This window comes from Shinella sp. BE166 (assembly GCF_051201095.1).
GTDB lineage: Bacteria > Pseudomonadota > Alphaproteobacteria > Rhizobiales > Rhizobiaceae > Shinella > Shinella lacus.
Genome location: NZ_JBPEHL010000002.1, coordinates 457789 through 484093 on the forward strand (window position 1 = coordinate 457789; position 26305 = coordinate 484093).

Annotated in this window: 22 protein-coding genes and 4 tRNA genes; 14 read left to right on the top strand and 12 right to left on the bottom strand. The window is 61.6% G+C overall.

The genetic code is table 11. The features are described 5' to 3' along the window. Nucleotides 1–154 precede the first annotated feature (154 nt). The 8 genes from J2Y63_RS06185 to J2Y63_RS06220 form a co-directional block, all read right to left on the bottom strand. Entirely contained in the window at nt 155–658 is a 504-nt protein-coding gene (locus tag J2Y63_RS06185) for a hypothetical protein (protein ID WP_435265360.1), read from the bottom strand. Nucleotides 659–692: 34 nt separating this feature from the next. Next, the gene (locus J2Y63_RS06190; protein WP_435265361.1) at nt 693–1466 is read right to left on the bottom strand and encodes an NAD kinase; all 774 of its coding nucleotides are present in this window, start codon (nt 1464–1466) and stop codon (nt 693–695) included. Between the two features lie 125 nt (nt 1467–1591). Next, entirely contained in the window at nt 1592–1786 is a 195-nt protein-coding gene (locus tag J2Y63_RS06195) for a hypothetical protein (protein ID WP_435265362.1), read from the bottom strand. 113 nt (nt 1787–1899) lie between these two features. Beyond that, nucleotides 1900–2391, bottom strand: a complete 492-nt coding sequence (locus J2Y63_RS06200) for a hypothetical protein (protein WP_435265363.1) — start codon at nt 2389–2391, stop codon at nt 1900–1902. 177 nt (nt 2392–2568) lie between these two features. Continuing rightward, nucleotides 2569–3384 (bottom strand): hypothetical protein, encoded by an 816-nt coding sequence (locus J2Y63_RS06205; protein ID WP_435265364.1) that lies wholly within the window; start codon nt 3382–3384, stop codon nt 2569–2571. Between the two features lie 96 nt (nt 3385–3480). Then, nucleotides 3481–5625 (bottom strand): caspase family protein, encoded by a 2145-nt coding sequence (locus J2Y63_RS06210; protein ID WP_435265365.1) that lies wholly within the window; start codon nt 5623–5625, stop codon nt 3481–3483. 404 nt (nt 5626–6029) lie between these two features. Next, nucleotides 6030–6105, bottom strand: a tRNA-Thr gene (locus J2Y63_RS06215). 54 nt (nt 6106–6159) lie between these two features. Then, the gene (locus tag J2Y63_RS06220; RefSeq protein ID WP_435265366.1) at nt 6160–7107 is read right to left on the bottom strand and encodes a LysR family transcriptional regulator; all 948 of its coding nucleotides are present in this window, start codon (nt 7105–7107) and stop codon (nt 6160–6162) included. 131 nt (nt 7108–7238) lie between these two features. Here J2Y63_RS06220 and J2Y63_RS06225 point away from each other — a divergent pair, with 131 nt between their 5' ends. Beyond that, nucleotides 7239–7862 carry an FMN-dependent NADH-azoreductase gene (locus J2Y63_RS06225; RefSeq protein ID WP_435265367.1) on the top strand — a complete coding sequence of 208 codons (624 nt, stop codon included), beginning with the start codon at nt 7239–7241 and terminating at the stop codon, nt 7860–7862. Between the two features lie 72 nt (nt 7863–7934). Here J2Y63_RS06225 and rlmB read toward each other — a convergent pair whose 3' ends face one another. Further along, a complete protein-coding gene (gene rlmB / locus J2Y63_RS06230; protein ID WP_435265368.1) occupies nt 7935–8810 on the bottom strand; it encodes a 23S rRNA (guanosine(2251)-2'-O)-methyltransferase RlmB in 876 nt (291 codons plus the stop codon). Nucleotides 8811–9012: 202 nt separating this feature from the next. Between rlmB and J2Y63_RS06235 the strand changes: the two genes are divergently transcribed. Together J2Y63_RS06235 and J2Y63_RS06240 are read left to right on the top strand one after the other, a co-directional pair. Beyond that, nucleotides 9013–9097: transfer RNA gene (locus J2Y63_RS06235), tRNA-Tyr, on the top strand. Between the two features lie 25 nt (nt 9098–9122). Then, nucleotides 9123–9196, top strand: a tRNA-Gly gene (locus tag J2Y63_RS06240). 43 nt (nt 9197–9239) lie between these two features. Here the strand turns inward: J2Y63_RS06240 and J2Y63_RS06245 are convergent. Both J2Y63_RS06245 and J2Y63_RS06250 read right to left on the bottom strand, forming a co-directional pair. Next, nucleotides 9240–9800 (bottom strand): hypothetical protein, encoded by a 561-nt coding sequence (locus tag J2Y63_RS06245; protein ID WP_435265369.1) that lies wholly within the window; start codon nt 9798–9800, stop codon nt 9240–9242. A gap of 33 nt (nt 9801–9833) precedes the next feature. Then, a complete protein-coding gene (locus J2Y63_RS06250) occupies nt 9834–10460 on the bottom strand; it encodes a calcium-binding protein (RefSeq protein ID WP_435265370.1) in 627 nt (208 codons plus the stop codon). A gap of 386 nt (nt 10461–10846) precedes the next feature. Here J2Y63_RS06250 and tuf point away from each other — a divergent pair, with 386 nt between their 5' ends. The 11 genes from tuf (at nt 10847) to rpoC (ending at nt 25517) form a co-directional block, all read left to right on the top strand. Continuing rightward, a complete protein-coding gene (gene tuf / locus J2Y63_RS06255) occupies nt 10847–12022 on the top strand; it encodes an elongation factor Tu (RefSeq protein WP_435265371.1) in 1176 nt (391 codons plus the stop codon). 387 nt (nt 12023–12409) lie between these two features. Then, the gene (locus J2Y63_RS06260; protein ID WP_435265372.1) at nt 12410–12970 is read left to right on the top strand and encodes a hypothetical protein; all 561 of its coding nucleotides are present in this window, start codon (nt 12410–12412) and stop codon (nt 12968–12970) included. Between the two features lie 135 nt (nt 12971–13105). Next, a tRNA-Trp gene (locus J2Y63_RS06265) sits at nt 13106–13181 on the top strand. 194 nt (nt 13182–13375) lie between these two features. Beyond that, nucleotides 13376–13576 (top strand): preprotein translocase subunit SecE, encoded by a 201-nt coding sequence (gene secE / locus J2Y63_RS06270; protein ID WP_256121532.1) that lies wholly within the window; start codon nt 13376–13378, stop codon nt 13574–13576. Nucleotides 13577–13592: 16 nt separating this feature from the next. After that, on the top strand, nt 13593–14123 hold the full coding sequence (gene nusG, locus J2Y63_RS06275) for a transcription termination/antitermination protein NusG (RefSeq protein WP_256121533.1): 531 nt from the start codon (nt 13593–13595) through the stop codon (nt 14121–14123). A 205-nt stretch (nt 14124–14328) separates the two neighbouring features. Beyond that, nucleotides 14329–14760, top strand: a complete 432-nt coding sequence (gene rplK / locus J2Y63_RS06280; protein ID WP_023517311.1) for a 50S ribosomal protein L11 — start codon at nt 14329–14331, stop codon at nt 14758–14760. Between the two features lie 2 nt (nt 14761–14762). After that, nucleotides 14763–15455: a 50S ribosomal protein L1 gene (gene rplA, locus J2Y63_RS06285; protein ID WP_256121534.1), complete on the top strand. Its 693-nt coding sequence runs from the start codon at nt 14763–14765 to the stop codon at nt 15453–15455. A gap of 341 nt (nt 15456–15796) precedes the next feature. Next, a complete protein-coding gene (rplJ, locus tag J2Y63_RS06290) occupies nt 15797–16315 on the top strand; it encodes a 50S ribosomal protein L10 (protein WP_256121535.1) in 519 nt (172 codons plus the stop codon). Between the two features lie 60 nt (nt 16316–16375). After that, on the top strand, nt 16376–16753 hold the full coding sequence (gene rplL, locus J2Y63_RS06295; RefSeq protein ID WP_256121536.1) for a 50S ribosomal protein L7/L12: 378 nt from the start codon (nt 16376–16378) through the stop codon (nt 16751–16753). 255 nt (nt 16754–17008) lie between these two features. After that, nucleotides 17009–21151 (top strand): DNA-directed RNA polymerase subunit beta, encoded by a 4143-nt coding sequence (rpoB, locus tag J2Y63_RS06300; RefSeq protein ID WP_435265373.1) that lies wholly within the window; start codon nt 17009–17011, stop codon nt 21149–21151. A gap of 154 nt (nt 21152–21305) precedes the next feature. After that, the gene (gene rpoC / locus J2Y63_RS06305; RefSeq protein ID WP_256121538.1) at nt 21306–25517 is read left to right on the top strand and encodes a DNA-directed RNA polymerase subunit beta'; all 4212 of its coding nucleotides are present in this window, start codon (nt 21306–21308) and stop codon (nt 25515–25517) included. A 77-nt stretch (nt 25518–25594) separates the two neighbouring features. Here the strand turns inward: rpoC and J2Y63_RS06310 are convergent, their stop codons facing one another. Then, nucleotides 25595–26269: a class I SAM-dependent methyltransferase gene (locus J2Y63_RS06310; RefSeq protein ID WP_256121539.1), complete on the bottom strand. Its 675-nt coding sequence runs from the start codon at nt 26267–26269 to the stop codon at nt 25595–25597. Between the last annotated feature and the right edge of the window lie 36 nt (nt 26270–26305).

Here is a 26305-nt window from a genome sequence, read left to right on the forward strand (position 1 = left end):
CCCAAACCACCCGCGTCATCCTCGGGCTTGACCCGAGGATCCACATCACAAATTCAGGGTGTGCCATGAGGCGTGGATCCTCGGGTCAAGCCCGAGGATGACGGTGGGGAGGAGAGGTTACCATTACAATAAGCTGGCGCCTTGGCTCCGGTCTTCAGTTGGTGGCCCGCTCGATCTTGATGTCGCCGAGATCGTCGATCAGCACCGTCCAGCTTTCCGGCTCGACGGCCTTCGGGTCGGTCTTCAGGTAGACGGTGGCGAAGAGGCCCGGCTGGGTGGTGATCCCCGTGGAGTTTTCCGGCCGTATGTCCGTCACATAGGGCTTCATAGCGGAAAACTCTTCCAGCACCGTCGACGACGCGATCTTCGGGCCGGCAGCGGTTGCCTCGATCTGCTGGAGATGGACCTCGGCTGTGCCGTCCGGCTGGCGCACGGCGATCAGCTTGTAGTAGCCGCGGCGCATCTCGGCCGGTTTGGCCGCATCGGCGGTGTCCTGTTTGGCGGCGTCTTCTCCCGCATTCTCGACCGGCTCTTCCCAGAATCCGGTGCTGACGACGAAGGTGATGGTTTCCGCGACCGGCGGCTCGCCTTCGGCCCAGGCGGGCGTTCCGGCGAGAAACAGCAGGGTGAGGGCGGTGGCAAGTGCGTGCCGCGTCATGGCAAAACTCCTGTCCCGAGGCTGGGTGACAGTGTCAATAATCGAACTGTTCGGCAAGAATCCGGTCGGACCAGGAATGATCCGGATCGGACAGGATGCGCGCGGAAAGGCCGGCCGATTCGGCGATGCGCACCGAAGTCACCGATTTCACCTCGGTATTGTCGGCCACCGCATTGACCGGCCGCTTCTCCGCCTCCAGCACGTGGATGTCCACCGTCACCTTGTTCGGCAGCAGCGCACCGCGCCAGCGGCGGGGCCGGAAGGGGCTGACGGGCGTGAGCGCCAGCAGCGGCGCCTCCAGCGGCAGGATGGGGCCATGGGCGGAAAGGTTGTAGGCCGTCGAGCCGGCTGGCGTCGCCAGCAGCAGCCCGTCGCAGATCAACTCCTCCAGCCGCACCCGACCGTCGACGCTGACCCGCAGCTTCGCCGCCTGGTAGGACTGGCGAAACAGGTAGACCTCGTTGATCGCCAGCGCCCGGCGCTCCAGGCCGCTCGCATCGTTGGTGATCATCTCCAACGGCCGGAAGGCGTTTTCCGCCGCACCCTCGATACGGTCCAGCAGGTCCTTCGGGTCGTAGCGGTTCATCAGGAAGCCGATGGAGCCGCGGTTCATGCCATAGACCCGCTTGCCGGTGTTCATCGTCGTGTGCAGCGTCTGCAGCATGAAGCCGTCGCCGCCGAGCGCCACGATGACATCGGACTCCTCCGGATCGGCATTGCCATAGATCGACACCAGCTCATCGCGCGCTTCCTGCGCTTCGGGCGCCTGCGAGGCGACGAAGGAAAGGGAATTGAAATTACGCGCCATGCCGCCGATCCGCATCTCTAGAGAAGCCTTGAGCGCGCCAGGCGCGCAGGGCCGGTCTTTGTCGCATGCCTTTACGGCATGCGCATCTGAAAAATATGACAGTGTCGCTGTAACGGGCGTGGCCGTCAGGCCTTGGGCGCTCCGGCCCGCGCTTCCATCGCCTTGAGCGTGGCCTGGCCGGCGGCAGCCGCCAGCATCGGATTGGCGAACGGACCCTTGACCGGATAGGTGACGCCGCGGAAGGTGAGCGTGAAGAAGTACTTTCCGTCAATGCGCTTTTCGACCGTCACTTTCGAAACCGCGTCCTTACCTGCCGTCACGTCCATACCTCCGCAAAAATGCTTTCGCGCCGCCGCCAGCCTTGGGGGCACCGGCCTTGTCATGAACGCCTATAGGCCAGTCCGCCCGGCGCGGCAAGAAACCCCGCAAAGCGTCAGCCGAATGCCGCTTGAACCTTGGGGTTCGGGTGATTCTGGAGCCGCAGGGCGGCAAAGGGATTTGGGCCTTTATACAGGATGTCGATTTGCGAATAGGTAATGTTGTCGAAGTAGATGAGCTCCTTTACCCAACTGCCGTTGGATATGTCATCTTCCTTGAAGGAACTGGCGCCCGGTTGCTTCAGGAATGAGAAGACGAAGCAATGGGTTGCGCTGTTGCGGTATTTCTCTTCCTCGAAGAAAAGCAGGGTGAAGGCTTCGCTCGGGCAAAATGTCTGCTGGACCGGATTGACATATATGCCGTTCTTGGCCGCCGGTCCTCTCCGGTCCTTCTTCGGCGTGGCATTGATCTTGCCGGCCGTATCGATGCCGGTATGCCCTTCCTGCGATGTAACATGAATGTAGATCGGCTTCCCGTTCCAGCTCCCCGTATTCAGCCGGGCATCCAGAAGCGTATCCTTCCCTCCCGTCGGTCTCCAATTGCCCATCGCGCTCTCCTTTGCGTGGCCTCAAACGGATTTCTAGGTGAGGATGGAGCAGGTGCATAGCGGCGTTCGACGACAACTTTCAATCATAGTTTCGCCTTTACGTTGCGGGGATCAGGCCGATGGCGCGCCGCATATCCCGCGGCGCAAAGGCGTGCTGATCGTTCTGGGGGCGCCGGATTAGACGACGAAGGGAAGCAATCCCGAAGAGAGATAAAGGGAAAGGGAAAGGGGAATGGCCAGCGCCCGCCAGCCGTCGAGCTCGTCGGGATCGTACTTTTCCCTGGTGTCCCGCTGCCATGTCACGCCGCGTTTAACGACCTTGGCCGGGACACCGGCAATGACCGTTCCGCTCTCAAGGAAAGGCTTGGCGACGAAGGACTTGGCGCCCACGACGTTGTCCTCGGCGATCTTTGCGCCCTTGCTGACCAGCACGCCGACGCCCAGCCAGACATGATCTCCGATCTCGATGGGCTGCGATGGGTTGAGGCGCTCGCCCGTTTCGCGGCAGATCAGGGCATGGGCATCGGTCGTGCGGATTTCGACGTTACGCGAGAACAAGCATGCGCGGCCTATTCGGACATATTGCTCCTCGTGACAGAGAATATATGTGTCGCGTGCGACCGTGCCGTTGCCGATATCTATCGACTTACCGTTACCAGTGATCGTCATGTCTCCGCCAATCGCCACCTTGTTGCCGATTGTGATCCGGTTGTCGCGACCGCGCATGGTGATGTGGTCGTTCAGATCGACATCCTGGCCAATCGTGATGTGGTGGTTGCGACCCTTGAGGCGGATCGAGCCGCACACACGCGACCCGGCGCCGATCGTGATCACATGGCCTTCGCCCGCGATGATTAGCTTGCTCTTGAGGGTCGCTGTCTCGGCAATCTCAAGCGTGACGCCCTCGGGCGGGATGGTCGCTTTCGCGGGAGTTGGAACCCGCACAGGCGAGGCGGGCTTCAGAACCTTGCGTGACCTGAAAAACTGAAACATCGCCCCTCCGTCCAGAGAGGGAGAGCCTAGACAATTTAAAGGTGCTTTGGAAGGGAGCCGCTTTCGGCATCGTGACGGCATCCTTTGAAGAGGCCGTCAATCCGAAACCTTGAATGCCAGACTTTGCGCCATCGCACGCCCGCGGCCGGCGTCATCCAGACGGGCGAGCGCCGCAGCTACCAGATCCGCGCCCTTCGGAGGCACCCACCAAACGTCCCCGGTTGCGAATTGCGGGCCGAGAAGCGCTCCGTTCGCCGAGAAGACAGCGGGATAGATAAAACCGTCCGTGGTGCCATCAAGCCCACCGACGTGCTCGCCGGTGTCGGCGGAATAGAATTCGATCCTGTTCCCTTCGCCTGCGAAGAACCGGCTCCCGTCGGGTGAGTAGGACGTCGAGAACATGATTGCCGGCACGCGCTCTCCGACGAGTTTGCCAGTCTCCGTGTTGAGAAGGACACGGCTATAAATGCTGTCCGTGTAGTGCTGGGCAACAATTCCGTTCGCATCGTCCCGAAACCTAAAATCCCCCAGCTGTTCCTGGCCGCCGGTGGGCAGTTGGCCATATGATACCAATGTGCCCGAATGCAGATCGATCTTGCCGAAGATCATGACCATCGGCTCTTTGCCGTCTATCCTGGTGGTATTGAAGGTACAGAGGAAGGCAATGGCGGAAACGCGAAGGTCGACATTTGCGTCGGCCGCATAGCAGCCATTTTGCGAGAGAGCAGGGTTGCTGGCGAATATGTCCTTAAAAGCAAAACTCTTGCGTTGCTGCCCGCTCTCCGTATCCCAGACCTGTACCGCGGACTGATACCCAAAATCCTTCAGATGAGAGGTGAGGGCAACCAGAGTTCGACTGTCCGGGCCGAAGTGCAGCGACGCGAGCTGGTTGTTCGAATCGCCAACCCCCGGCAGCGTGATCGTTCGCAGAGTGACTCCCGAAAGGGCGTCCACGACGATCACCTGACCGGGGCCGACATGGGCCACTATGCGTTGGCCATCCGGGGATAGCGACGCGTTGAAGTCCGGACTGTTCTGGTTGATAGATGCGAGATCGACAATCTTGATACCCTTGCCCGTATCCCAGAGCGACAGGGTGCGCACCTCGCCCCATGCGCTGCCCACGACACGGTTGGTGATGGGGGAATAGCCGCTTGGAGCCCATCCCCCTTCGGTTGGTCCCAACCGGTAGCTTGTCGAACGCGTCGCGGCCACCAGGGCGAGATGCGCTTTGGAAAACCGTTTTTCCGCATCGGCGGGAAGTGGGAGCGGCAGGCCCTTGAGAGCCTCGGAGATCGCGCCTGGCACGTCGCCGGAGGAGAGCAGGCGGTGGGATTCGCCGGCGTGCTTGTCGGACAGGGTCACCGCTTGCTCTTCCGTCAGTCCGCCGTTCAACATGATCTCGGCCGTCAAAGAAGATTTGATCCAGGGCGTCTGCGACCAGTTCGTCGCTTCCCCAACGCTCTTGGAGACCTCGCTCAGCGCGCGCTGGACGGAATAACCGGGCTTGCCGACCGAGGCCACAAATGCCTCGGTGAACGGGCTCATGCTGCCGGTGCCGTCGGTGGCGATTGCGTTGGGAGAGGTCGAGTAGGCGACAAAAATCCCCTTTGCCTGCTGGCGTGCCTGCGTGTCGTTCGAGGTCACTTTCTTCAGCCCGCGCTCGAGGCTACGCCCGGTGGAGACAGACAGGCCCGCTGCGCCCTTGGGCGCGAACGGGTTGTTGCGGCAGGCGTCAAGAAACACCATGACAGATGCCGCGTTCTCTTTCACGGCGTCGATGACATCGTCGATATAGACATAAGCGTCCGAAAGCGCGCCGTCCGCGGCCGCATCGGTCGCGATCATGTAGTTGCGGTCGTCGACTTGGATGCCGTGACCGGAATAATAGATGATGGCGATAGCGTCCTCAGAGATTGCCGTTTTCGCACGCGCGATGCAGTCCCGCATGACGCTTCCCGTTCCGTCCGCCAATGCGAAGATGGAAAAACCGAGCTTGTGAAGTGCCGAGACGACACCGTTTGCGTCGTTGCCAGGGTTTCTGAGCGCCGGTATCCCGCCTGTGTAGTCCGAATTGCCGATTACGAGCGCAACACGCTTTGGCTCTACGCCCACTGAAGCCGGAATTTCCGTGCAGGTGTCGGCGACGAGCACCGGAAGATCGGCCGCCCTGGCACTTGGCCATGAGAGAAGGACAAGGAAGAGGAAGCCGATTGAACTGACAAAGCCGCTCTTCGCCATTGCGTGCACTCCTCCGGGTTCGTCTGCCGCCATTGGCAAGCTGCGACGCAGCGCCGTCGTTTGGCCATCGGGATGCATGCCGAGGCCGAGGGCCTCTTTTCGGATAAGATTTGAGGAACGGCTTGCGCGTTACGCTGTGCCTTGGCGTACGCTTCAGACCTTCGCAATCAACTGGTCCGGGTCAATCCACGATGATCGATCTAACTTCAGGATAATGCGTTCCTTTTGCGCGGCAAGCTCACTATTTGAGGTAGTGTCTACCTCAGGAGGCTCTGTTTTCGCGCAACGCTTTGGGCAACACGCGCAGCAGATTGCCGACGATCATCAATCGCCGGTTCATCACGAGTGCCGCAAAGCGAAAGGTTTTTCACGCCAATTCAACGGCTAAGTGCTTGGAGAATAAGTGGTGCCCCCACCAGGACTCGAACCCGGGACCCCCTGATTACAAATCAGGTGCTCTACCAACTGAGCTATAAGGGCACTCTGCGAGGGAGTTAGCATATTTTCCGCGGCTGTAAAGCGAAAAGGCCGGGGTCAGATCGACCAGTTGCTGTCGGTGGCGGCTCTTGGCACGATTTCCTGGCAGCGCAGCATGGAGCGCGGCAGGTTTTCCGCCAGATGGTCGATGAGCGCGCGCACGGCCGGCAGCATGCCATGGCGGGAGGTGAAGACGGCGTGCACGGTCGATTCGGCGCTCGACCATTCCGGCAGCACCGGCGTCAGCACGCCGCTGCGAAAACCGCGCTCCACCAGCATGTCCGGCAGCATGCCGAGGCCGACGCCCTCGATCGTCGCGCGCTCCAGCACGCTGAAATCCGAGCAGAGCAGCACCGGCGAATGGGAGATGTCGCGCACGTCGCCGTTGGCATGGATGAGCGTCCAGATGGCGCGCGGCGAGTTCTCCTGCATGGACAGCGTCGGCACGCGGGCGATCGTGTCGAAATCGATCGGCCCGTGGCGCTCCAGGAACCGCGGGCTCGCCGCGAGATAACGCCGCGTGCCGCCGAAGCGGCGCACCACCAGCGACTGGTCGGTGTCGTAGCCGTCGCGCACGCGCAGTGCGACGTCGATGCGCTCCTCGATGAGATCGACCGGGCGGCCGGTGGTGAGAATGGAGAGGCGCACCTGCGGATAGCGTTTCATGAAGCTCGGCAGCACGTCGGCGACCATCGGCGCGAAGCCCGGCGGCATCGACATGCGCACGATGCCGGCCGGCTCCGCCTTGGCGACGGCGACGACGGCCTCCGCAGCCTCGACGCCGGACAACACCGCCTCGCAGCGCTCGTAGAAAGATTGGCCGACATCGGTGATGCTGAGCTTGCGGGTGGAGCGTTCGATGAGGCGCACGCCGAGCTGCTCCTCAAGGGCCGCGATGCGCTTGCTGATCTTCGACTTTGGCACGGAGAGCGCATTCGCCGCCGCCGTAAAGCCCTTGTGCCGCACGACAGCGGCGTAGAGCGCGAGGTCGTTCAGGTCCTGCATGGTGCCATCTCCAATGATTGCACCTATTATTGTTTCCTATTTGAAACGGTCAATTGGATTTTTGCCGTCTAATCACGCGATTGTTTTCAGAACATATGTTTTGCACCCAAACCGAACAAAGGTGCTGAACCATGAACGTCCTCCATATCGACTCCGGCATTCTCGGAGACCATTCCGTATCCCGCCGGCTGACCGCCGCCGTTGCAGCCCAGATCAAGGCCGAACAGGCGGATGCCGCCATCACCTATCGTGACCTCGTTGCCAGCCCGCTACCGCATCTTTCCGGCGCCCACCTGATGGCCGCCAACGCCAAGCCGGAAGACGTCGACGCCCAGATCGCCGCTGACGTTGCCGAGAGCGCTGCCGTGCTCGAAGAATTCCTCGCTGCCGACACGATCGTCCTCGGCGTGCCGATGTACAATTTCTCCCTGCCGAGCCAGCTCAAGGCCTGGATCGACCGCATCGCCGTCTCGGGAAAGACCTTCAGCTACAGCGCAGAGGGCCCGAAGGGCCTTGCCGGGGGCAAGAAGGTGATCATCGTCTCCACGCGCGGTGGACACTACAGCGCCGGCCCGGCGGCCGTGATGGACCATCAGGAAAGCTACCTGAAGACCGTGCTGGGCTTCCTCGGCGTCACCGATATCGAGATTGTTCGCGCCGAAGGCCTGAACCTCAGCCCCGATTCGAAGATCGAAGCGATTTCCGAAGCCGAACGCACCATTTCCGGCGGCGTCAAGCTGCGGCTCGTCGGCTAAGCGCCACGCTTCCCCATGCAAAAGGCCCGCCGGTGGAGACCGGCGGGCCTTTTTTGCGTGTCGGATGATCGTTCAGCTGAGCAGATGGCGCTGCGTGGCGTAGAGCGCGATCGCGGCCGCGTTCGAGACGTTGAGCGATTTGATCGCGCCGGGCATGTCGAGGCGGGCGAGCACCTTGCAGGTGGCGCGCGTCTTCTGGCGCAGTCCCTTGCCCTCCGAGCCCATGACCAGCGCGATGCGCTCACCGGACAATGCGCCTTCAAGCGGTTCCGGGCCTTCCGAATCGAGGCCGATCGTCAGGAAGCCGAGCTTGTGCAGCTCCTCCAGCGCATCGGCCAGGTTGGTGACCTGGATATAGGGAATGAGTTCCAGCGCGCCGGACGCCGTCTTGGCCAGCACGCCCGATTCGGTCGGCGAATGGCGCTGCGTCGTGATGACGGCGCCGGCATCGAAGGCGACGGCGGAGCGCATGATGGCGCCGACATTGTGCGGGTCCGTCACCTGGTCGAGCACCAGCAGCAGCGGGCTGTCCTTCAGCGCCTCCAGCCGGCGGGCGGGCAGCGGCCGCGTTTCGAGCATAACGCCCTGGTGGATGGCTTCCGGGCCGAGCACCTTGTCGAGATCGGACGGAAGCACGGTCTCGACCGGGTAGGGCAGGGTGGAGAAATCCGGCAGCTTCAGCCGCTGGGCGGCGTTCAGGCTTACTGAAAGCTTGATGATCTTCCGCTCGGGATTGTCGAGGGCGGCGCGCACCGTGTGCAGGCCATAGAGATGGACCTGGTCGGGGGCGAGCGCCGGCGCCTTCCAGCCGTCGGCGGGCTTGCGGCGGCGGTCGTCCTTCGGCGTCGGGATTTCGCCGCGCTCGCGCCGCTGGTCGCGGTGCGCCCGGCGCAGATTGGCGTAATGGGTGTCTTTCGCGGACTTGCCGCCGGTATCGTCTTTGCTCATGCGGTCTTATAGGCTGGGCACGGGCGGCGCGCAAATGGCGCGGCCCGGCCGCAGCCTGGGGACGATGCGATTTTTCGTAATTTTTTCCGTGACGTCGTGTTGACAGGATGAATTGCGCCCGTCATATACCCCGCCAGATCGAAGGCACCGCCGCGAGGCACTGCCCGCCGGTCGAACTGGTCGCTTGATCCCGACGGAATATGGAGGGATGCCCGAGTGGTTAAAGGGGACGGACTGTAAATCCGTTGGCTCAGCCTACGTTGGTTCAAATCCAACTCCCTCCACCATTCTGTCACATGGATCAAGACCCCCGCGGGTATAGCTCAATGGTAGAGCAGCAGCCTTCCAAGCTGAATACGCGGGTTCGATTCCCGCTACCCGCTCCAGTATTTTTCCGTCTTTTATAATGATTGCGTGCCGACTCGATGCCTATCCGCGTTCAAGGTAGATCTGGCATTTCTGGTTGTTGGCCTTGCCGGTAATGGTGTTTCCGTCGATCTGGACGACATAGTCGTAGGTATCCGACCGCGCGGTGACGAGGGCGTACGAATTCGGGCTGTCCTCCGTCGCCATCGGGCTGATCTGCGCTTCGTCCGTGCCCCTGGCAGCGCCGCTATAGGCCCATTTGCCCTTGCCGACCCGGCCGAACTGCTCGTCGACGGAAAAGGTGATGGTGAACTGGCGCCGGCCGCAGGAGACGTTGCCGAGCCAGGTGCCGATGAGGTCGCTCTTGCCGGCCGAAGTCTGCTTCTCCGTGGTCTCGTTGCGCAGTTTGGAAATCTCGCTTTCGAGTTCCCGGATGATGGCGTGCAGCCGGTTGATTTCCTTCTGCGCGTCGTCTTCCTCGCCAGACCGCGGGCCTGTGGGGCCACTCGCATCGAAATCCTGCGCCATGATCGGCGTTGTCGCGATCATGGCGAGAAGGCCGATGATGCGACTGGCACCGCGGGGAGGGGCTCGTTTCAAAGCGGAAAGCAAACGGATCTGCATAGAACCCTCCCGGGCTGAATGCGCGGCTTCTATCTAAAGAAACCAGTCTGGGTCCACATCGTTCATGTCGATGCCTTTCAGCGTTACGGTGCCGCCGCCCGAGAGCTCCAGCACCGCCGAGCCTTTGTTTTCGCTGACCTCAAAAGTCTGCCCGCGGAGGTCGATCAAATCCGTTCCGTCTTTGAAATCACGGATCACGTCATTGCCGTCCTTCTTGCCGAACACAAAGGTGTCGACGCCCTTACCACCGGAAAGCACATCGTCGCCTTTGCCGCCCCCGAGTGTGTCATTTCCCGCTCCGCCCGACAGCGTGTCTTTTCCGGCTCCGCCCGATAGGGTATCAGCTCCACCGTCGCCGAAGAGTTTGTCGTCGCCGGCATTACCGGAGACGGTGTCATTGCCTGCACCACCTTCAACCCTGTCCCGATCTGCGCCGCCAGACAGCTTGTCGTCGCCAGCGTCGCCCTTGATTTTATCCTCGCCCTTGCCGCCGTCGATATTGTCGTTCCCTCTTTTGCCTCTTACGGCGTCGTCGCCACCCAAGGCACGGATCCTGTCGTCATCGTCGCCACCGCTCAGCCTGTCGTTTTTTTCCGTGCCTTTGATGTCCTTGCCTTCTGCTCTGGAAAACACCAGGGCTTCGCTCCACATCGTTTCCATTGTCGCCTCCCAACGATTGAAAATAAGCGGTTGAATCTAGAGCACGCGTTGTCGGGCAAGCAGTTAAGCAAGGGGTGTATCCCGGCATCCGTTCGGCGTAGTCGTTGTAACGCTGGGTAGGTCGCTCCGCGGATCGCAGGCGGGAGGCGACCCCGGAGCGAATCGGACCCGCGCCGCATCGGACGAGCAACGGGCATGCGGCCTAAGGCCCTGCCTTGAAAAAGCGATTCCGCGTCACGATCTAACGGCTATCCGGCTCACCCAAGCTCGTTTCCGGCAGATTTTACCGTGCATTTAGCGCTTGCGCATTCGTTGCGAAAGCCTTAAACGCCTGCCAAACCGGACGGGCCGGTTAGCCCAACTTTCGTTCAGTAGGAAATAAAGAGATGGCAAAGAGCAAGTTTGAGCGCAACAAGCCTCACGTAAACATCGGCACGATCGGCCACGTCGACCATGGCAAGACGTCGCTGACGGCCGCGATCACGAAGTATTTCGGCGAATACAAGGCGTATGACCAGATCGACGCCGCTCCGGAAGAAAAGGCTCGTGGCATCACCATCTCGACGGCACACGTCGAATACGAGACGCCGGCCCGCCACTACGCCCACGTCGACTGCCCCGGCCACGCCGACTACGTCAAGAACATGATCACCGGTGCTGCCCAGATGGACGGCGCGATCCTGGTCTGCTCGGCTGCTGACGGCCCGATGCCGCAGACCCGCGAGCACATCCTGCTCGCCCGCCAGGTTGGCGTTCCGGCGATCGTCGTGTTCCTCAACAAGGTCGACCAGGTCGACGACGCCGAACTCCTCGAGCTCGTCGAGCTTGAAGTTCGCGAACTTCTGTCGTCCTACGACTTCCCGGGCGACGACATTCCGATCGTCAAGGGTTCGGCTCTGGCCGCTCTCGAAGATTCGGACAAGAAGATCGGTGAAGACGCGATCCGCGAGCTGATGGCCGCTGTCGACGCCTACATCCCGACGCCTGAGCGTCCGATCGACCAGCCGTTCCTGATGCCGATCGAAGACGTGTTCTCGATCTCGGGCCGCGGTACGGTTGTGACGGGTCGCGTCGAGCGCGGCATCGTCAAGGTCGGTGAAGAAGTCGAGATCGTCGGCATCCGCCCGACCTCGAAGACCACCGTGACCGGCGTTGAAATGTTCCGCAAGCTGCTCGACCAGGGCCAGGCCGGCGACAACATCGGTGCGCTGGTTCGCGGTGTGAACCGTGACGGCGTCGAGCGTGGCCAGATCCTGTGCAAGCCGGGTTCGGTCAAGCCGCACAAGAAGTTCATGGCTGAAGCCTACATCCTGACGAAGGAAGAAGGCGGCCGTCATACGCCGTTCTTCACGAACTACCGTCCGCAGTTCTACTTCCGCACGACGGACGTGACGGGCATCGTTTCGCTGCCGGAAGGCACGGAAATGGTCATGCCGGGCGACAACGTCACGGTTGCCGTTGAGCTGATCGTTCCGATCGCGATGGAAGAAAAGCTGCGCTTCGCGATCCGCGAAGGCGGCCGCACCGTCGGCGCCGGCATCGTTGCTTCGATCGTCGAGTAATTTCGGGTCTTTGACCTGATTGAGAGCCCCGCGGGAAACCGCGGGGCTTTTTCTTTTGCGCGGGCTGTTTTAGCCGCCGGGCATAACTCGCCAGTTCTGGGGATGGAGGCGGTGGGCGCCAGGGGGTAGGTTTGCCGCGTCGCTTCGAGCGACACGGCCAGGGCGCTGTACGCCCGGGTCCGGCGCCGGTGGATCGTTTCGATCCGGTATCTTGCGGAGGCGCCTCTGCGTGTGGCGGACACGAGGTCGTGCCGCGCGCATCACGGCAACCGGAAACAGGCCCGCACTCCCATGAACGCATTTGCACGCGCGGCGCGCGCAGCGCTCGCTGTTTCGACAATTTTTTTGATTCTCCCGGCAGCCGAAGCCCAGGCTGATGATTCTCTTTTGATATGGTCGCCGGCGAAACTCTCCAGCTATGTCTATCGCCTGCGCATGGGCGCCAAGGCCGCGACCGCTGCCGAGATGAGCGCCGGGGTCGATGTCTCCATCACCACGTCCTCCACCGGCCGGATACGCGATACGCGTGACAATGCCAGGCTCTGGGCGGAACTGCGCGGGCAGGGGCATTCCGGCAGCGAGCGCAGCGCGACGGCGGGCTACAATCCTCTGACGGGGCGCGTCTCCGCCAGCGCCGGCGTTTCGCGCCGCTGGATGGCGTCGCCCTCCTTCGACGTGGTGGTCACGCCGTCCGTGTCGGCCGACGCGAATGTGCGGCACGGCTATCGTGGCTCGGTGCGCGTGGTGCAGAAGGCGCAGCTCCAGGCGCTGCCGACCGGCACCTCTTTCGTCGCAGCCGGCACGGCCGTGAGTGGTGATCGCCGGATCGGGACGGAATTCGGCATCGAGCAGAGGGTCTTCGAGGGGCTCGATCTCGGCGCGTCCGTGCGGCGGCAGGAGGCCGGCCTGACCGGCACCATCCGGGCGCGTCTCCGTTTCGCCTGGTGAGGGGCGGCAGGCTGTGCGCTGCGTTGTTAAACTGTGAAAAAATCTCGTCTTCGGGCTTGCCAAGTCGATCCGTGCGCCGTAAAGACGCCATGCCTTGCCGGCGACGGGCGTTTCGTTCAGGAGCGGCAAGCATCTAGGGGTATAGCTCAGTTGGTAGAGCGGCGGTCTCCAAAACCGCAGGTCGCAGGTTCGAGCCCTGCTGCCCCTGCCATTCCAAACCGGACAGCGCGGACGACTTGCAGCGACGGGGAGGGGATGGCGTGACGGCGTTCGACCGTCTAAATTCGCGAAAAGCCCGGTTGCCTCTTGTTAAAAAGGGAATCGGGCTTTATGTAGGGCAAAACAGACACGCGGTGCGTGGGGCTGATAGTTCAGCTTTACGCGCCGTAATGGCGTGGACATTCAATGGCATCGAAAACGAATCCGATTGCGTTTCTGCAGCAGGTACGCTCCGAGACGGCGAAAGTGACTTGGCCCTCGCGGCGCGAGACGATGATCTCGACCATCATGGTTTTTGTCATGGTCTTCCTTGCGGCAGTGTTCTTCTTTGCTGCTGACCAGTTGATGGGCTGGCTGATCGGCCTCGTCCTCAGCGCTAGCGCTTGATTGGTTGGAGATGAACATGGCTGCGCGTTGGTACATCGTCCACGCTTATTCGAATTTCGAAAAGAAGGTCGCCGAGGACATCGAGAACAAGGCGCGTCAGAAGGGCCTTGAGCATCTGTTCGAGAAGATCATCGTGCCGACCGAGAAGGTTGTCGAGGTGCGTCGCGGCCGCAAGGTCGATTCCGAGCGCAAGTTCTTCCCGGGCTACGTGATGGTGCGGGCGAACCTGACGGACGAGGCATACCACCTCATCAAGAATACGCCGAAGGTCACGGGTTTCCTCGGTTCCGACAACAAGCCGGTTCCGATCCCTGACTCCGAGGCTGATCGCATCCTGTCGCAGGTCCAGGACGGTGTCGATCGTCCGAAGCCCTCGGTTTCCTTCGAGATCGGCGAGCAGGTTCGCGTTTCCGACGGTCCGTTCGCGTCGTTCAACGGCATCGTTCAGGACGTCGACGAGGAGCGTTCGCGCCTCAAGGTGGAAGTGTCGATCTTCGGTCGCGCCACCCCGGTCGAGCTGGAATACGCCCAGGTCGAGAAAATCTGATTTCGGTGGCGTCCTTCGGGGCGCTGCTTGTGTGAAATCCGGCCCTCGTCAGAGGGTTGGTGGCGGAGATTTCCGCCGATCGCGTGGAAGGACAGTCGCCTTATAAGCCGGGCGCCAGAAATCCGCACCACGCAACCGCAGCCGCCGGTCTTCGGACCGGCATCATGGACCGGGAAACCGGTCGCATTCTGAAAGGCAGAGAGAAATGGCTAAGAAAGTTGCAGGCCAGCTCAAGCTTCAGGTCAAGGCAGGATCGGCAAACCCGTCCCCGCCGATCGGCCCGGCGCTTGGTCAGCGTGGCATTAACATCATGGAATTCTGCAAGTCGTTCAACGCGGCTACGCAGGAAATGGAAAAGGGCATGCCGATTCCGGTCGTCATCACCTATTACCAGGACAAGTCCTTCACATTTGTGATGAAGCAGCCCCCGGTGACCTACTTCCTCAAGAAGGAAGCCAAGATCACCTCCGGTTCGAAGACCCCGGGCAAGGGTGCCACCGTCGGCAAGCTCACCAAGGCTCAGATCAAGTCGATCGCCGAAGCCAAGATGAAGGATCTCAACGCCGCCGATATCGAAGGCGCGATGGCAATGGTCGAGGGCTCCGCCCGCGCCATGGGCCTGGAAGTGGTAGGTTGATCATGGCCAAGGTAGCAAAGCGTCTCCAGAAGATCCGTGAAGGCATCGACCCGACCAAGCTCGTCGCCCTCTCCGACGCCATCGCTCTCGTCAAGGAGCGTGCCGTCGCCAAGTTCGACGAAACCATCGAAGTCGCCATGAACCTCGGCGTCGACCCGCGTCACGCAGACCAGATGGTCCGCGGCGTGGTCAACCTGCCGAACGGCACGGGCCGTGACGTTCGCGTCGCCGTCTTCGCACGTGGCGCCAAGGCTGACGAAGCCAAGGCTGCCGGTGCAGACATCGTCGGCGCCGAAGACCTCGTCGAAATCGTCCAGGGCGGCAAGATCGATTTCGATCGCTGCATCGCCACCCCGGACATGATGCCGCTCGTCGGCCGCCTCGGTAAGGTTCTCGGCCCGCGCGGCATGATGCCGAACCCGAAGGTCGGCACCGTGACCATGGACGTCACCGGCGCCGTCAAGGCATCCAAGGGCGGTGCTGTCGAGTTCCGCGTCGAGAAGGCTGGTATCATCCACGCCGGCATCGGCAAGGCTTCCTTCGACGCCAAGGCTCTGGAAGAAAACATCAAGGCATTCGCCGACGCGGTCATCAAGGCCAAGCCGACGGGCGCCAAGGGCAACTACGTCAAGCGCGTAGCCATCTCTTCGACGATGGGTCCGGGTGTCAAAATCGACCCGGCGACCGTCGCTTAATTCCGGTCCGGCTCCGGCCGAACCGCAACAGAATTCCCGGCCTTGTCTGGCCGGGGATTTCCGGGGCAACCCGGAACTCCTGTCCGAGATTGCAGGTGGTTATCCCTTAATCACTTTAGCCTGCATGAGACGGGGTGAGACCTGGATTTCTTCCGCGTCGGATGACGCCGAAATTCGGTTCGAACCTACCTTACCTTGTGTCGCGGCCATCCGGTCGAGCGCGGGGGGACAGGATCCTCGAGCGTCGCTCGGGATCCCTTTTGAAGCGGATCCCTGGCGGCAAAGGTAAACCCGGCAGGTCCCGTGAGAAGTCACGGTCCTGTCAACTGGAGATAGGCACAGTGGAAAGAGCGGAAAAACGCGAATTCGTCACGGAGCTGAACGAAGTCTTCAAGGCTTCCGGTTCGGTTGTCGTGGCCCGCTACGCCGGTATCACCGTCGCACAGATGAACGATCTTCGTACGAAGATGCGTGCAGCGGGCGGTACCGTCAAGGTCGCGAAGAACCGCCTGGCCAAAATTGCCCTTCAGGGTACGGAGTCGGAAGGGATGTCTGATCTCTTCCAGGGTCAGACGCTCATTGCTTACGCAAATGATCCGATGATTGCTCCCAAGGTAGCCATGGATTTCGCCAAGACCAACGACAAGCTCGTTGTTCTCGGTGGTGCCATGGGTGCGACCACACTCGACGCTGATGCAGTCAAGTCGCTTGCGACCCTGCCTTCGCTCGACGAGCTTCGTGCAAAGCTCCTGGGCCTGCTTGCAGCCCCGGCTACGCGCGTCGCCACGGTCGTTGCAGCACCGGCAAGCCAGCTTGCTCGTGTGTTCGCCGCCTACGCCAAGAAGGACGAAGCCGCTTGAGGCGGTTTTTCGCTGTAAATCAAACTAACCAGTTCGAACCGAATATAAGGAACTATGACAATGGCTGATCTCGCAAAGATCGTAGAAGACCTCTCCTCGCTGACCGTTCTGGAAGCTGCTGAGCTTTCCAAGCTGCTCGAAGAGAAGTGGGGCGTTTCGGCTGCTGCACCGGTAGCCGTCGCTGCTGCTGGCGGTGGCGCTGCTGCTGCTGTGGTCGAAGAAGAAAAGACCGAGTTCGACGTCATCCTCGTTGAGGCCGGCGCCAACAAGATCAACGTCATCAAGGAAGTCCGCGCCATCACCGGCCTCGGCCTCAAGGAAGCCAAGGACCTCGTCGAAGGCGCTCCGAAGGCTGTCAAGGAAGCCGTGTCGAAGGGCGAAGCTGCCGACCTCAAGAAGAAGCTTGAGGACGCCGGCGCCAAGGTCGACGTTAAGTAATACCGGAATGCGATGGGGGAGGGTGAAAACCCTCTCCCATTGATGATTCCTCCGAACTGATTACCCAAAAGCCGCGAAAACCGGCTTTTGGGTAATGGGTTCTTCAAGAGGATGGTCTTCTACCCAGGCGATCGGGCAATCCGGCCCGTGGCTTCGGCGGCAAGACGAGATTGAACAAACCCATGATAGACGGGATCGACTGGCCAGCGAACCCCGTCCGTTGCAGGCCCGGATGCAAATTTTGAAGGAGCGACGATGGCTCAGACCCTTTCGTTTAACGGTCGTAGGCGCGTACGCAAGTTTTTTGGTAAAATCCCTGAAGTCGCAGTCATGCCGAACCTCATCGAGGTTCAGAAAGCATCTTACGACCAGTTTCTGATGGTTGAAGAGCCCGCCGGCGGTCGTCCGGACGAGGGCCTCCAGTCCGTTTTCAAGTCGGTCTTCCCGATCACCGACTTCTCCGGCGCTTCCATGCTCGAATTCGTCTCCTACGAATTCGAGCAGCCGAAGTTCGACGTCGAGGAATGCCGCCAGCGTGACCTGACCTATGCAGCGCCCCTCAAGGTGACGCTGCGCCTCATCGTGTTCGATATCGACGAGGATACCGGCGCGAAGTCGATCAAGGACATCAAGGAACAGAACGTCTACATGGGCGACATGCCGCTCATGACCGACAACGGTACGTTCATCGTCAACGGCACCGAGCGCGTCATCGTCTCCCAGATGCACCGTTCGCCGGGCGTGTTCTTCGACCACGACAAGGGCAAGAGCCACTCTTCCGGCAAGCTGCTCTTCGCTGCCCGCGTCATCCCGTATCGCGGTTCCTGGCTCGACATCGAGTTCGACGCCAAGGACATCGTGCATGCGCGTATCGACCGCCGCCGCAAGATCCCCGTCACGTCGCTGCTCATGGCACTCGGCATGGACGGTGAAGAAATCCTGTCGACCTTCTACACGAAGTCGTTCTACCAGCGCGACGGCGAAGGCTGGCGCGTGCCCTTCAATCCGGACGCGCTGAAAGGCCAGAAGGCCGTCTCGGACATGGTGGACGCCGACACCGGCGAAGTCGTCGTGGAAATCGGCAAGAAGCTGACCCCGCGCCTCCTGAAGACGCTCTCCGAAAAGGGCCTCAAGGCCCTCAAGGCGACCGATGACGAGCTCTACGGCAACTACCTCGCCGAAGACATCGTCAACTTCTCGACGGGTGAGATCTACCTCGAAGCCGGCGACGAAATCGACGAGAAGACCCTCCCGGTCATCCTGTCGGCCGGTTTCGACGAAATCCCGGTCCTCGACATCGACCACATCAACGTCGGCGCCTATATCCGCTCGACGCTGGCCGTGGACAAGAACGAGAACCGCCAGGACGCGCTGTTCGACATCTACCGCGTCATGCGCCCGGGTGAACCGCCGACCATGGATTCGGCCGAAGCCATGTTCAACACGCTGTTCTTCGATGCGGAGCGTTACGACCTCTCCGCCGTCGGCCGCGTGAAGATGAACATGCGCCTCGACCTCGACGTCGCCGACACGGTCCGCACGCTGCGCAAGGACGACATCCTGGCGGTGGTCCGGATGCTTGTCGAACTGCGCGACGGCAAGGGCGAGATCGACGACATCGACAACCTCGGCAACCGCCGTGTGCGTTCGGTCGGCGAATTGATGGAGAACCAGTACCGTCTCGGCCTGCTGCGCATGGAGCGCGCGATCAAGGAACGCATGTCCTCGATCGAGATCGACACGGTGATGCCGCAGGACCTGATCAACGCGAAGCCGGCGGCTGCCGCGGTTCGCGAATTCTTCGGTTCCTCGCAGCTCTCCCAGTTCATGGACCAGGTGAACCCGCTTTCGGAAATCACCCACAAGCGCCGTCTTTCGGCTCTTGGCCCGGGTGGTCTGACCCGCGAGCGCGCAGGCTTCGAAGTCCGCGACGTTCACCCGACCCACTACGGTCGAATCTGCCCGATCGAAACGCCGGAAGGCCCGAACATCGGTCTGATCAACTCGCTCGCAACCTTCGCCCGCGTCAACAAGTACGGCTTCATCGAAAGCCCGTACCGCAAGATCACGGACGGCAAGGTCACGACCGAAGTGGTCTACCTCTCGGCCATGGAAGAAGCGAAGTACTACGTCGCCCAGGCAAACTCGGAACTCACCTCGGACGGTTCGTTCGTGGAAGAATTCGTCGTTTGCCGTCACTCGGGCGAAGTGATGCTCGCGCCGCGCGACACGGTCAACCTGATGGACGTTTCGCCGAAGCAGCTCGTTTCGGTCGCAGCCGCGCTCATCCCGTTCCTTGAGAACGACGACGCGAACCGCGCGCTCATGGGCTCGAACATGCAGCGTCAGGCCGTGCCGCTGCTGCGGGCCGAAGCCCCGTTCGTCGGCACCGGCATGGAACCGGTCGTTGCCCGTGACTCGGGCGCTGCCATCGCGGCCCGCCGCGGCGGCGTCGTCGACCAGGTCGACGCGACCCGTATCGTTATCCGCGCCACCGAAGACCTCGATCCGTCGAAGTCGGGCGTCGATATCTACCGCCTGCAGAAGTTCCAGCGCTCCAACCAGAACACCTGCGTCAACCAGCGCCCGCTGGTCACCGTCGGCGACGTTCTGAACAAGGGCGACATCATCGCGGACGGTCCGTCGACCGACCTCGGCGACCTGGCACTCGGCCGCAACGCGCTCGTCGCGTTCATGCCGTGGAACGGCTACAACTACGAGGACTCGATCCTCCTGTCCGAACGCATCGTGCGCGATGACGTCTTCACCTCGATCCATATCGAGGAGTTCGAAGTCATGGCCCGCGATACCAAGCTCGGTCCGGAAGAAATCACGCGCGACATTCCGAACGTTTCGGAAGAAGCGCTGAAGAACCTCGACGAAGCCGGTATCGTGTACATCGGTGCGGAAGTTCAGCCGGGCGACATCCTCGTCGGCAAGATCACGCCGAAGGGCGAAAGCCCGATGACGCCGGAAGAAAAGCTTCTGCGCGCCATCTTCGGCGAAAAGGCTTCCGACGTGCGCGACACCTCCATGCGCATGCCGCCCGGCACCTTCGGCACGGTCGTCGAAGTTCGCGTCTTCAACCGCCATGGCGTGGAGAAGGACGAACGTGCGATGGCGATCGAGCGCGAAGAGATCGAGCGTCTCGCGAAGGACCGCGACGACGAGCAGGCGATCCTCGACCGTAACGTCTACGGCCGCCTGATCGACATGCTGCGTGGCAACGTCGCCGTTGCCGGCCCGAAGAGCTTCAAGAAGGGCACCGAGCTTTCGAACGCCGTCGTCTCCGAATATCCCCGCTCGCAGTGGTGGATGTTCGCCGTCGAGGACGAGAAGGTTCAGGGCGAGATCGAAGCGCTCCGCGGCCAGTACGACGAATCCAAGTCGCGCCTTGAACAGCGCTTCATGGACAAGGTCGAAAAGGTCCAGCGCGGCGACGAAATGCCCCCGGGCGTCATGAAGATGGTCAAGGTCTTCGTCGCTGTGAAGCGCAAGATCCAGCCGGGCGACAAGATGGCCGGCCGTCACGGCAACAAGGGTGTGGTTTCGCGCATCGTTCCGATCGAGGACATGCCGTTCCTGGAAGACGGCACGCATGTCGACGTCGTTCTGAACCCGCTGGGCGTGCCTTCGCGCATGAACGTCGGCCAGATCCTGGAGACGCATCTCGGTTGGGCTTGCGCCGGCATGGGCAAGCAGATCGGCGCGATGCTCGACGCCTACAAGGCAGGTGCCGAAATCCAGCCGCTGCGCGATGTCATCGACAGCGTCATCGGTTCCGGCCCGAAGGGCGAGCCGATCAAGCAGTATGACGACGAGTCCATCGTCCGCCTTGCGGAACAGACCCGTCGTGGTGTGTCGATCGCGACCCCGGTCTTCGACGGCGCCGTCGAGAAGGACGTCAACGAGATGCTCGAACAGGCAGGCCTCAAGGTCACCGGCCAGTCGACGCTCTATGACGGCCGGACCGGCGACCAGTTCGACCGCCAGGTGACCGTCGGCTACATCTACATGCTGAAGCTGAACCACCTTGTGGACGACAAGATCCACGCCCGTTCGATCGGCCCGTACTCGCTCGTTACCCAGCAGCCGCTGGGCGGCAAGGCGCAGTTCGGCGGCCAGCGCTTCGGGGAAATGGAGGTCTGGGCGCTCGAAGCCTACGGCGCCGCCTATACGCTGCAGGAAATGCTGACCGTGAAGTCGGACGACGTCGCGGGCCGCACCAAGGTGTACGAGGCGATCGTTCGTGGCGACGACACGTTCGAAGCGGGCATTCCGGAGAGCTTCAACGTTCTCGTGAAGGAAATGCGCTCGCTCGGCCTGTCGGTCGAACTCGAGAACTCCAAGCTCGACGCAGCCAACGAAGCCGGCCAGCTTCCGGACGCCGCGGAATAATCATGATCGGGTGCGCGCCTCCAGGGCGCGCACCGTTTCCGCTCCGCCCGCTCGGGCTGGGGCGGCTCATCCGTTTCAAGCAGCCTTGCGGCACCCGGGTATCGCCGCAATGGCTTGCTAAGCAGAGGGCCAATGGCCCACGAAGGAGATAGGCATGAACCAAGAGGTCATGAACCTTTTCAACCCGCAGGTGCCTGCGCAGACGTTCGATTCCATCCGGATCTCGATCGCTTCTCCGGAAAAGATTCTTTCCTGGTCTTACGGTGAGATCAAGAAGCCGGAAACGATCAACTACCGCACGTTCAAGCCGGAACGCGACGGTCTGTTCTGCGCGCGCATCTTCGGCCCGATCAAGGACTACGAGTGCCTGTGCGGCAAGTACAAGCGCATGAAGTACAAGGGCATCATCTGCGAAAAGTGCGGCGTCGAAGTCACGCTGTCGCGCGTTCGCCGCGAGCGCATGGGCCATATCGAGCTCGCCGCGCCCGTCGCCCACATCTGGTTCCTGAAGTCGCTTCCCTCGCGTATCTCGACTTTGCTCGACATGACGCTGAAGGATGTCGAGCGCGTTCTCTATTTCGAGAACTACATCGTGACCGAGCCGGGCCTGACCGCGCTCAAGGAAAACCAGCTTCTTTCCGAAGAAGAATACATGATCGCCGTCGATGAATATGGTGAAGACCAGTTCACGGCGATGATCGGCGCCGAGGCCATCTACGAGATGCTCGCCTCGATGAACCTTGAGAAGATCGCTGGCGATCTGCGTTCGGATCTGGCCGAGACCACCTCGGATCTGAAGCAGAAGAAGCTGATGAAGCGCCTGAAGATCGTCGAGAACTTCATGGAATCCGGCAACCGCCCGGAATGGATGATCATGAAGGTCGTCCCGGTGATCCCGCCGGACCTGCGTCCGCTGGTTCCGCTGGACGGCGGCCGCTTCGCGACGTCGGACCTCAACGATCTCTACCGCCGCGTCATCAACCGCAACAACCGTCTGAAGCGCCTCATCGAGCTGCGCGCACCGGGCATCATCATCCGCAACGAGAAGCGCATGCTTCAGGAATCGGTTGACGCCCTGTTCGACAACGGCCGCCGCGGCCGCGTCATCACGGGTGCCAACAAGCGTCCGCTGAAGTCGCTGTCCGACATGCTCAAGGGCAAGCAGGGCCGCTTCCGCCAGAACCTGCTCGGCAAGCGCGTCGACTATTCCGGCCGTTCGGTCATCGTGACCGGTCCGGAACTGAAGCTGCACCAGTGCGGCCTGCCGAAGAAGATGGCGCTCGAACTGTTCAAGCCGTTCATCTACGCCCGCCTCGACGCCAAGGGTTACTCCTCGACCGTCAAGCAGGCCAAGAAGCTCGTCGAAAAGGAAAAGCCGGAAGTCTGGGATATCCTCGACGAGGTCATCCGCGAACATCCGGTTCTCTTGAACCGCGCACCGACGCTGCACCGCCTGGGCATCCAGGCCTTCGAACCCACGCTGGTCGAAGGCAAGGCCATCCAGCTGCACCCGCTCGTCTGCACGGCCTTCAACGCCGACTTCGACGGTGACCAGATGGCTGTTCACGTTCCGCTCTCGCTGGAAGCCCAGCTTGAAGCGCGCGTGCTCATGATGTCGACCAACAACATCCTGCATCCGGCAAACGGCGCACCGATCATCGTTCCTTCGCAGGACATGGTTCTCGGCCTCTACTATCTGTCGATCCAGAACCAGAACGAGCCGGGCGAAGGCATGGCCTTCTCCGACATGGGCGAACTGCACCACGCTCTGGAAAACAAGGTCGTCACGCTGCATGCCAAGATCAAGGGCCGCTACAAGTCGGTCGACGGTGAAGGCAAGCCCTACACCAAGATCTTCGAAACGACGCCAGGCCGCATGATCATCGGCGAACTGCTGCCGAAGAACGGCAACATTCCGTTCGACATCTGCAACCAGGAAATGACCAAGAAGAACATCTCCAAGATGATCGACTCGGTCTACCGTCACTGCGGCCAGAAAGACACGGTCATCTTCTGCGACCGCATCATGCAGCTCGGCTTCGTCCACGCCTGCCGCGCCGGCATTTCGTTCGGCAAGGACGACATGGTCATTCCGGAAACCAAGGTGAAGATCGTTGGCGACACCGAAAACCTGGTGAAGGAATACGAGCAGCAGTACAATGACGGCCTGATCACCCAGGGCGAAAAGTACAACAAGGTCGTCGATGCCTGGGGCAAGGCCACCGAGAAGGTCGCGGAAGACATGATGGCCCGCATCAAGGCCGTCGAGTTCGACCCCGCGACCGGCCGCCAGAAGCCGATGAACGCCATCTACATGATGTCGCACTCCGGCGCCCGCGGCTCTCCGAGCCAGATGCGTCAGCTGGGCGGTATGCGCGGCCTCATGGCGAAGCCTTCGGGCGAAATCATCGAAACGCCGATCATCTCGAACTTCAAGGAAGGCCTGACCGTTAACGAGTACTTCAACTCGACGCACGGTGCCCGTAAGGGTCTGGCAGACACCGCCTTGAAGACCGCGAACTCCGGTTACCTGACCCGCCGTCTCGTCGACGTCGCGCAGGATTGCATCGTCACGCATGTCGACTGCGGCACGGAAACGGGCCTCACGATGACGGCGATCGTCGATGCCGGCCAGGTCGTGGCTTCGATCGGCACCCGCGTGCTCGGCCGTACCGCGCTGGACGATATCGATCATCCGGTCACGGGTGAGCGCATCGTCGATGCGGGCCGGATGATCCTCGAGGCCGACGTCGTCCAGATCGAAAAGGCTGGTATCCAGTCGATCCGCATCCGCTCGGCGCTGACCTGCGAAATCCAGACCGGCGTCTGCGGCGTCTGCTATGGTCGCGACCTTGCACGCGGCACGCCCGTCAACATGGGCGAAGCCGTCGGCGTCATCGCGGCACAGTCGATCGGTGAACCGGGCACCCAGCTCACCATGCGTACCTTCCACTTGGGCGGCACGGCGACCGTGGTCGACCAGTCGTTCCTGGAAGCGTCGTATGAAGGCACGGTGCAGATCAAGAACCGCAACATGCTGCGCAACTCTGAAGGCGTTCTCGTCGCGATGGGCCGCAACATGGCGATCCAGATCCTGGACGAGCGCGGCGTGGAACGCTCCTCGCAGCGCGTCGCTTACGGTTCGAAGATCTTCGTCGACGATGCCGACAAGGTGAAGCGCGGCCAGCGTCTCGCCGAGTGGGACCCCTACACCCGTCCTATGATGACGGAAGTCGAGGGCACCGTTCACTTCGAAGACGTGGTCGACGGTATCTCGGTTCTGGAATCGACGGACGAGTCCACCGGCATCACCAAGCGTTCGGTCATCGACTGGCGCTCGACGCCGCGCGGTACGGACCTGAAGCCGGCGATCATCATCAAGGACAAGAATGGCGCTGTCGCCAAACTGTCCCGTGGTGGCGAAGCCCGCTTCCTGCTCTCGGTCGACGCGATCCTGTCGGTTGAACCGGGCCAAAAGGTCTCGCAGGGTGACGTTCTTGCCCGCTCGCCGCTGGAAAGCGCCAAGACCAAGGACATCACCGGTGGTCTGCCGCGCGTTGCCGAACTGTTCGAAGCCCGTCGTCCGAAGGACCACGCCATCATCGCTGAGATCGATGGTACGGTTCGCTTCGGTCGCGACTACAAGAACAAGCGTCGCGTGATGATCGAGCCGGCGGAAGACGGTGTCGAGCCGGTCGAATACCTGATCCCGAAGGGCAAGCCCTTCCACCTTCAGGACGGCGACTACATCGAAAAGGGTGACTACATCCTCGACGGCAACCCGGCGCCGCACGACATCCTGGCGATCAAGGGCGTGGAAGCACTCGCTTCCTACCTCGTGAACGAAATCCAGGAAGTCTACCGTCTGCAGGGCGTTGTGATCAACGACAAGCACATCGAGGTGATCGTTCGCCAGATGCTGCAGAAGGTCGAGATCACGGATGCCGGCGACTCGACCTATATCGTCGGCGACAACGTCGACCGTATCGAGCTCGAAGACGTCAACGACGGCCTGATCGAGGAAGGCAAGAAGCCGGCTTACGGCGATCCGGTCCTCCTCGGCATCACCAAGGCGTCGCTGCAGACCCCGTCGTTCATCTCGGCCGCATCCTTCCAAGAGACCACCAAGGTTCTCACGGAAGCTGCGATCGCCGGCAAGACCGACGGCCTGCAGGGTCTCAAGGAAAACGTCATCGTCGGCCGCCTCATCCCGGCCGGTACGGGTGGCACCATGACCCAGATCCGCCGCATTGCGACGGCTCGCGACGAGATGATCCTCGACGAGCGCCGCAAGTCGACGGGTGCAGGCGTTGCAACCCCGATGCTGGCGGACCTCGCCGGCGGCGAGAACGCCGCAGCCGAATAAGCTGTCGTTCTTTTGAAATTGAAAAAGCCGCCCGAGCGTTTCGGGCGGCTTTTTGTTTATGTGAGACGGGGCAGCGTCTAGGGCTTGTAGCCGATGGCCCTGACCTGGCTGACGCCCGTCATCACCCGTCCATAGGCGATGCAGATGAGGTTCATCATCCGCTTGCCGACGATGGGGCCGACGATCCACCAGTAGCGCGGCCAGCGGTGGTGGACCGGCGCCGCGGCGATCCCGGTGAAACCGGCACGCTTCAGCAGGTTGCCGAGGTTGCTGGGCGACCAGGTGAACAGGTGAAAGTTCGGCTCGTCTTCGCGGTAGCCAATCTTGAAGGACTCGTTCGGCGTCACGAGCACCACCTTGCCGCCCTTGCGGAGCTTGGTGAACATCTGCCGCACCATGCCGAGTGGATCGTCGACATGCTCAAGCGCATGGTGGGAGATGATGGTGTCGGCCCAGCCGTCCTCGATCTGATCAAGGCTCCCGAAGACCCGGATGCCGTTCTTGCGGGCCGCCGCGGCGGCCGCCTCGTTGACCTCGACACCAACGCGCTCTTTCACGTCGAGGCTGGAGAGGATGTAGCCGCCACCGCAGCCGAAATCGATCACGCGGTCCGACGGACCGACGAATTTCTCGAACTTCAGGCGATCGAAATAGGCCGCATAGCGTTGGTGCTCGAACGTCTTGTCGAAATAGCTCTTGTCGTAATAATCGTTCTTTTCGCCAACCGCTGTCGCTGTATCGGAAACGGTCATCTTTTCCCCCGTGAGGCCAGGCCGGACAGGCTGAGC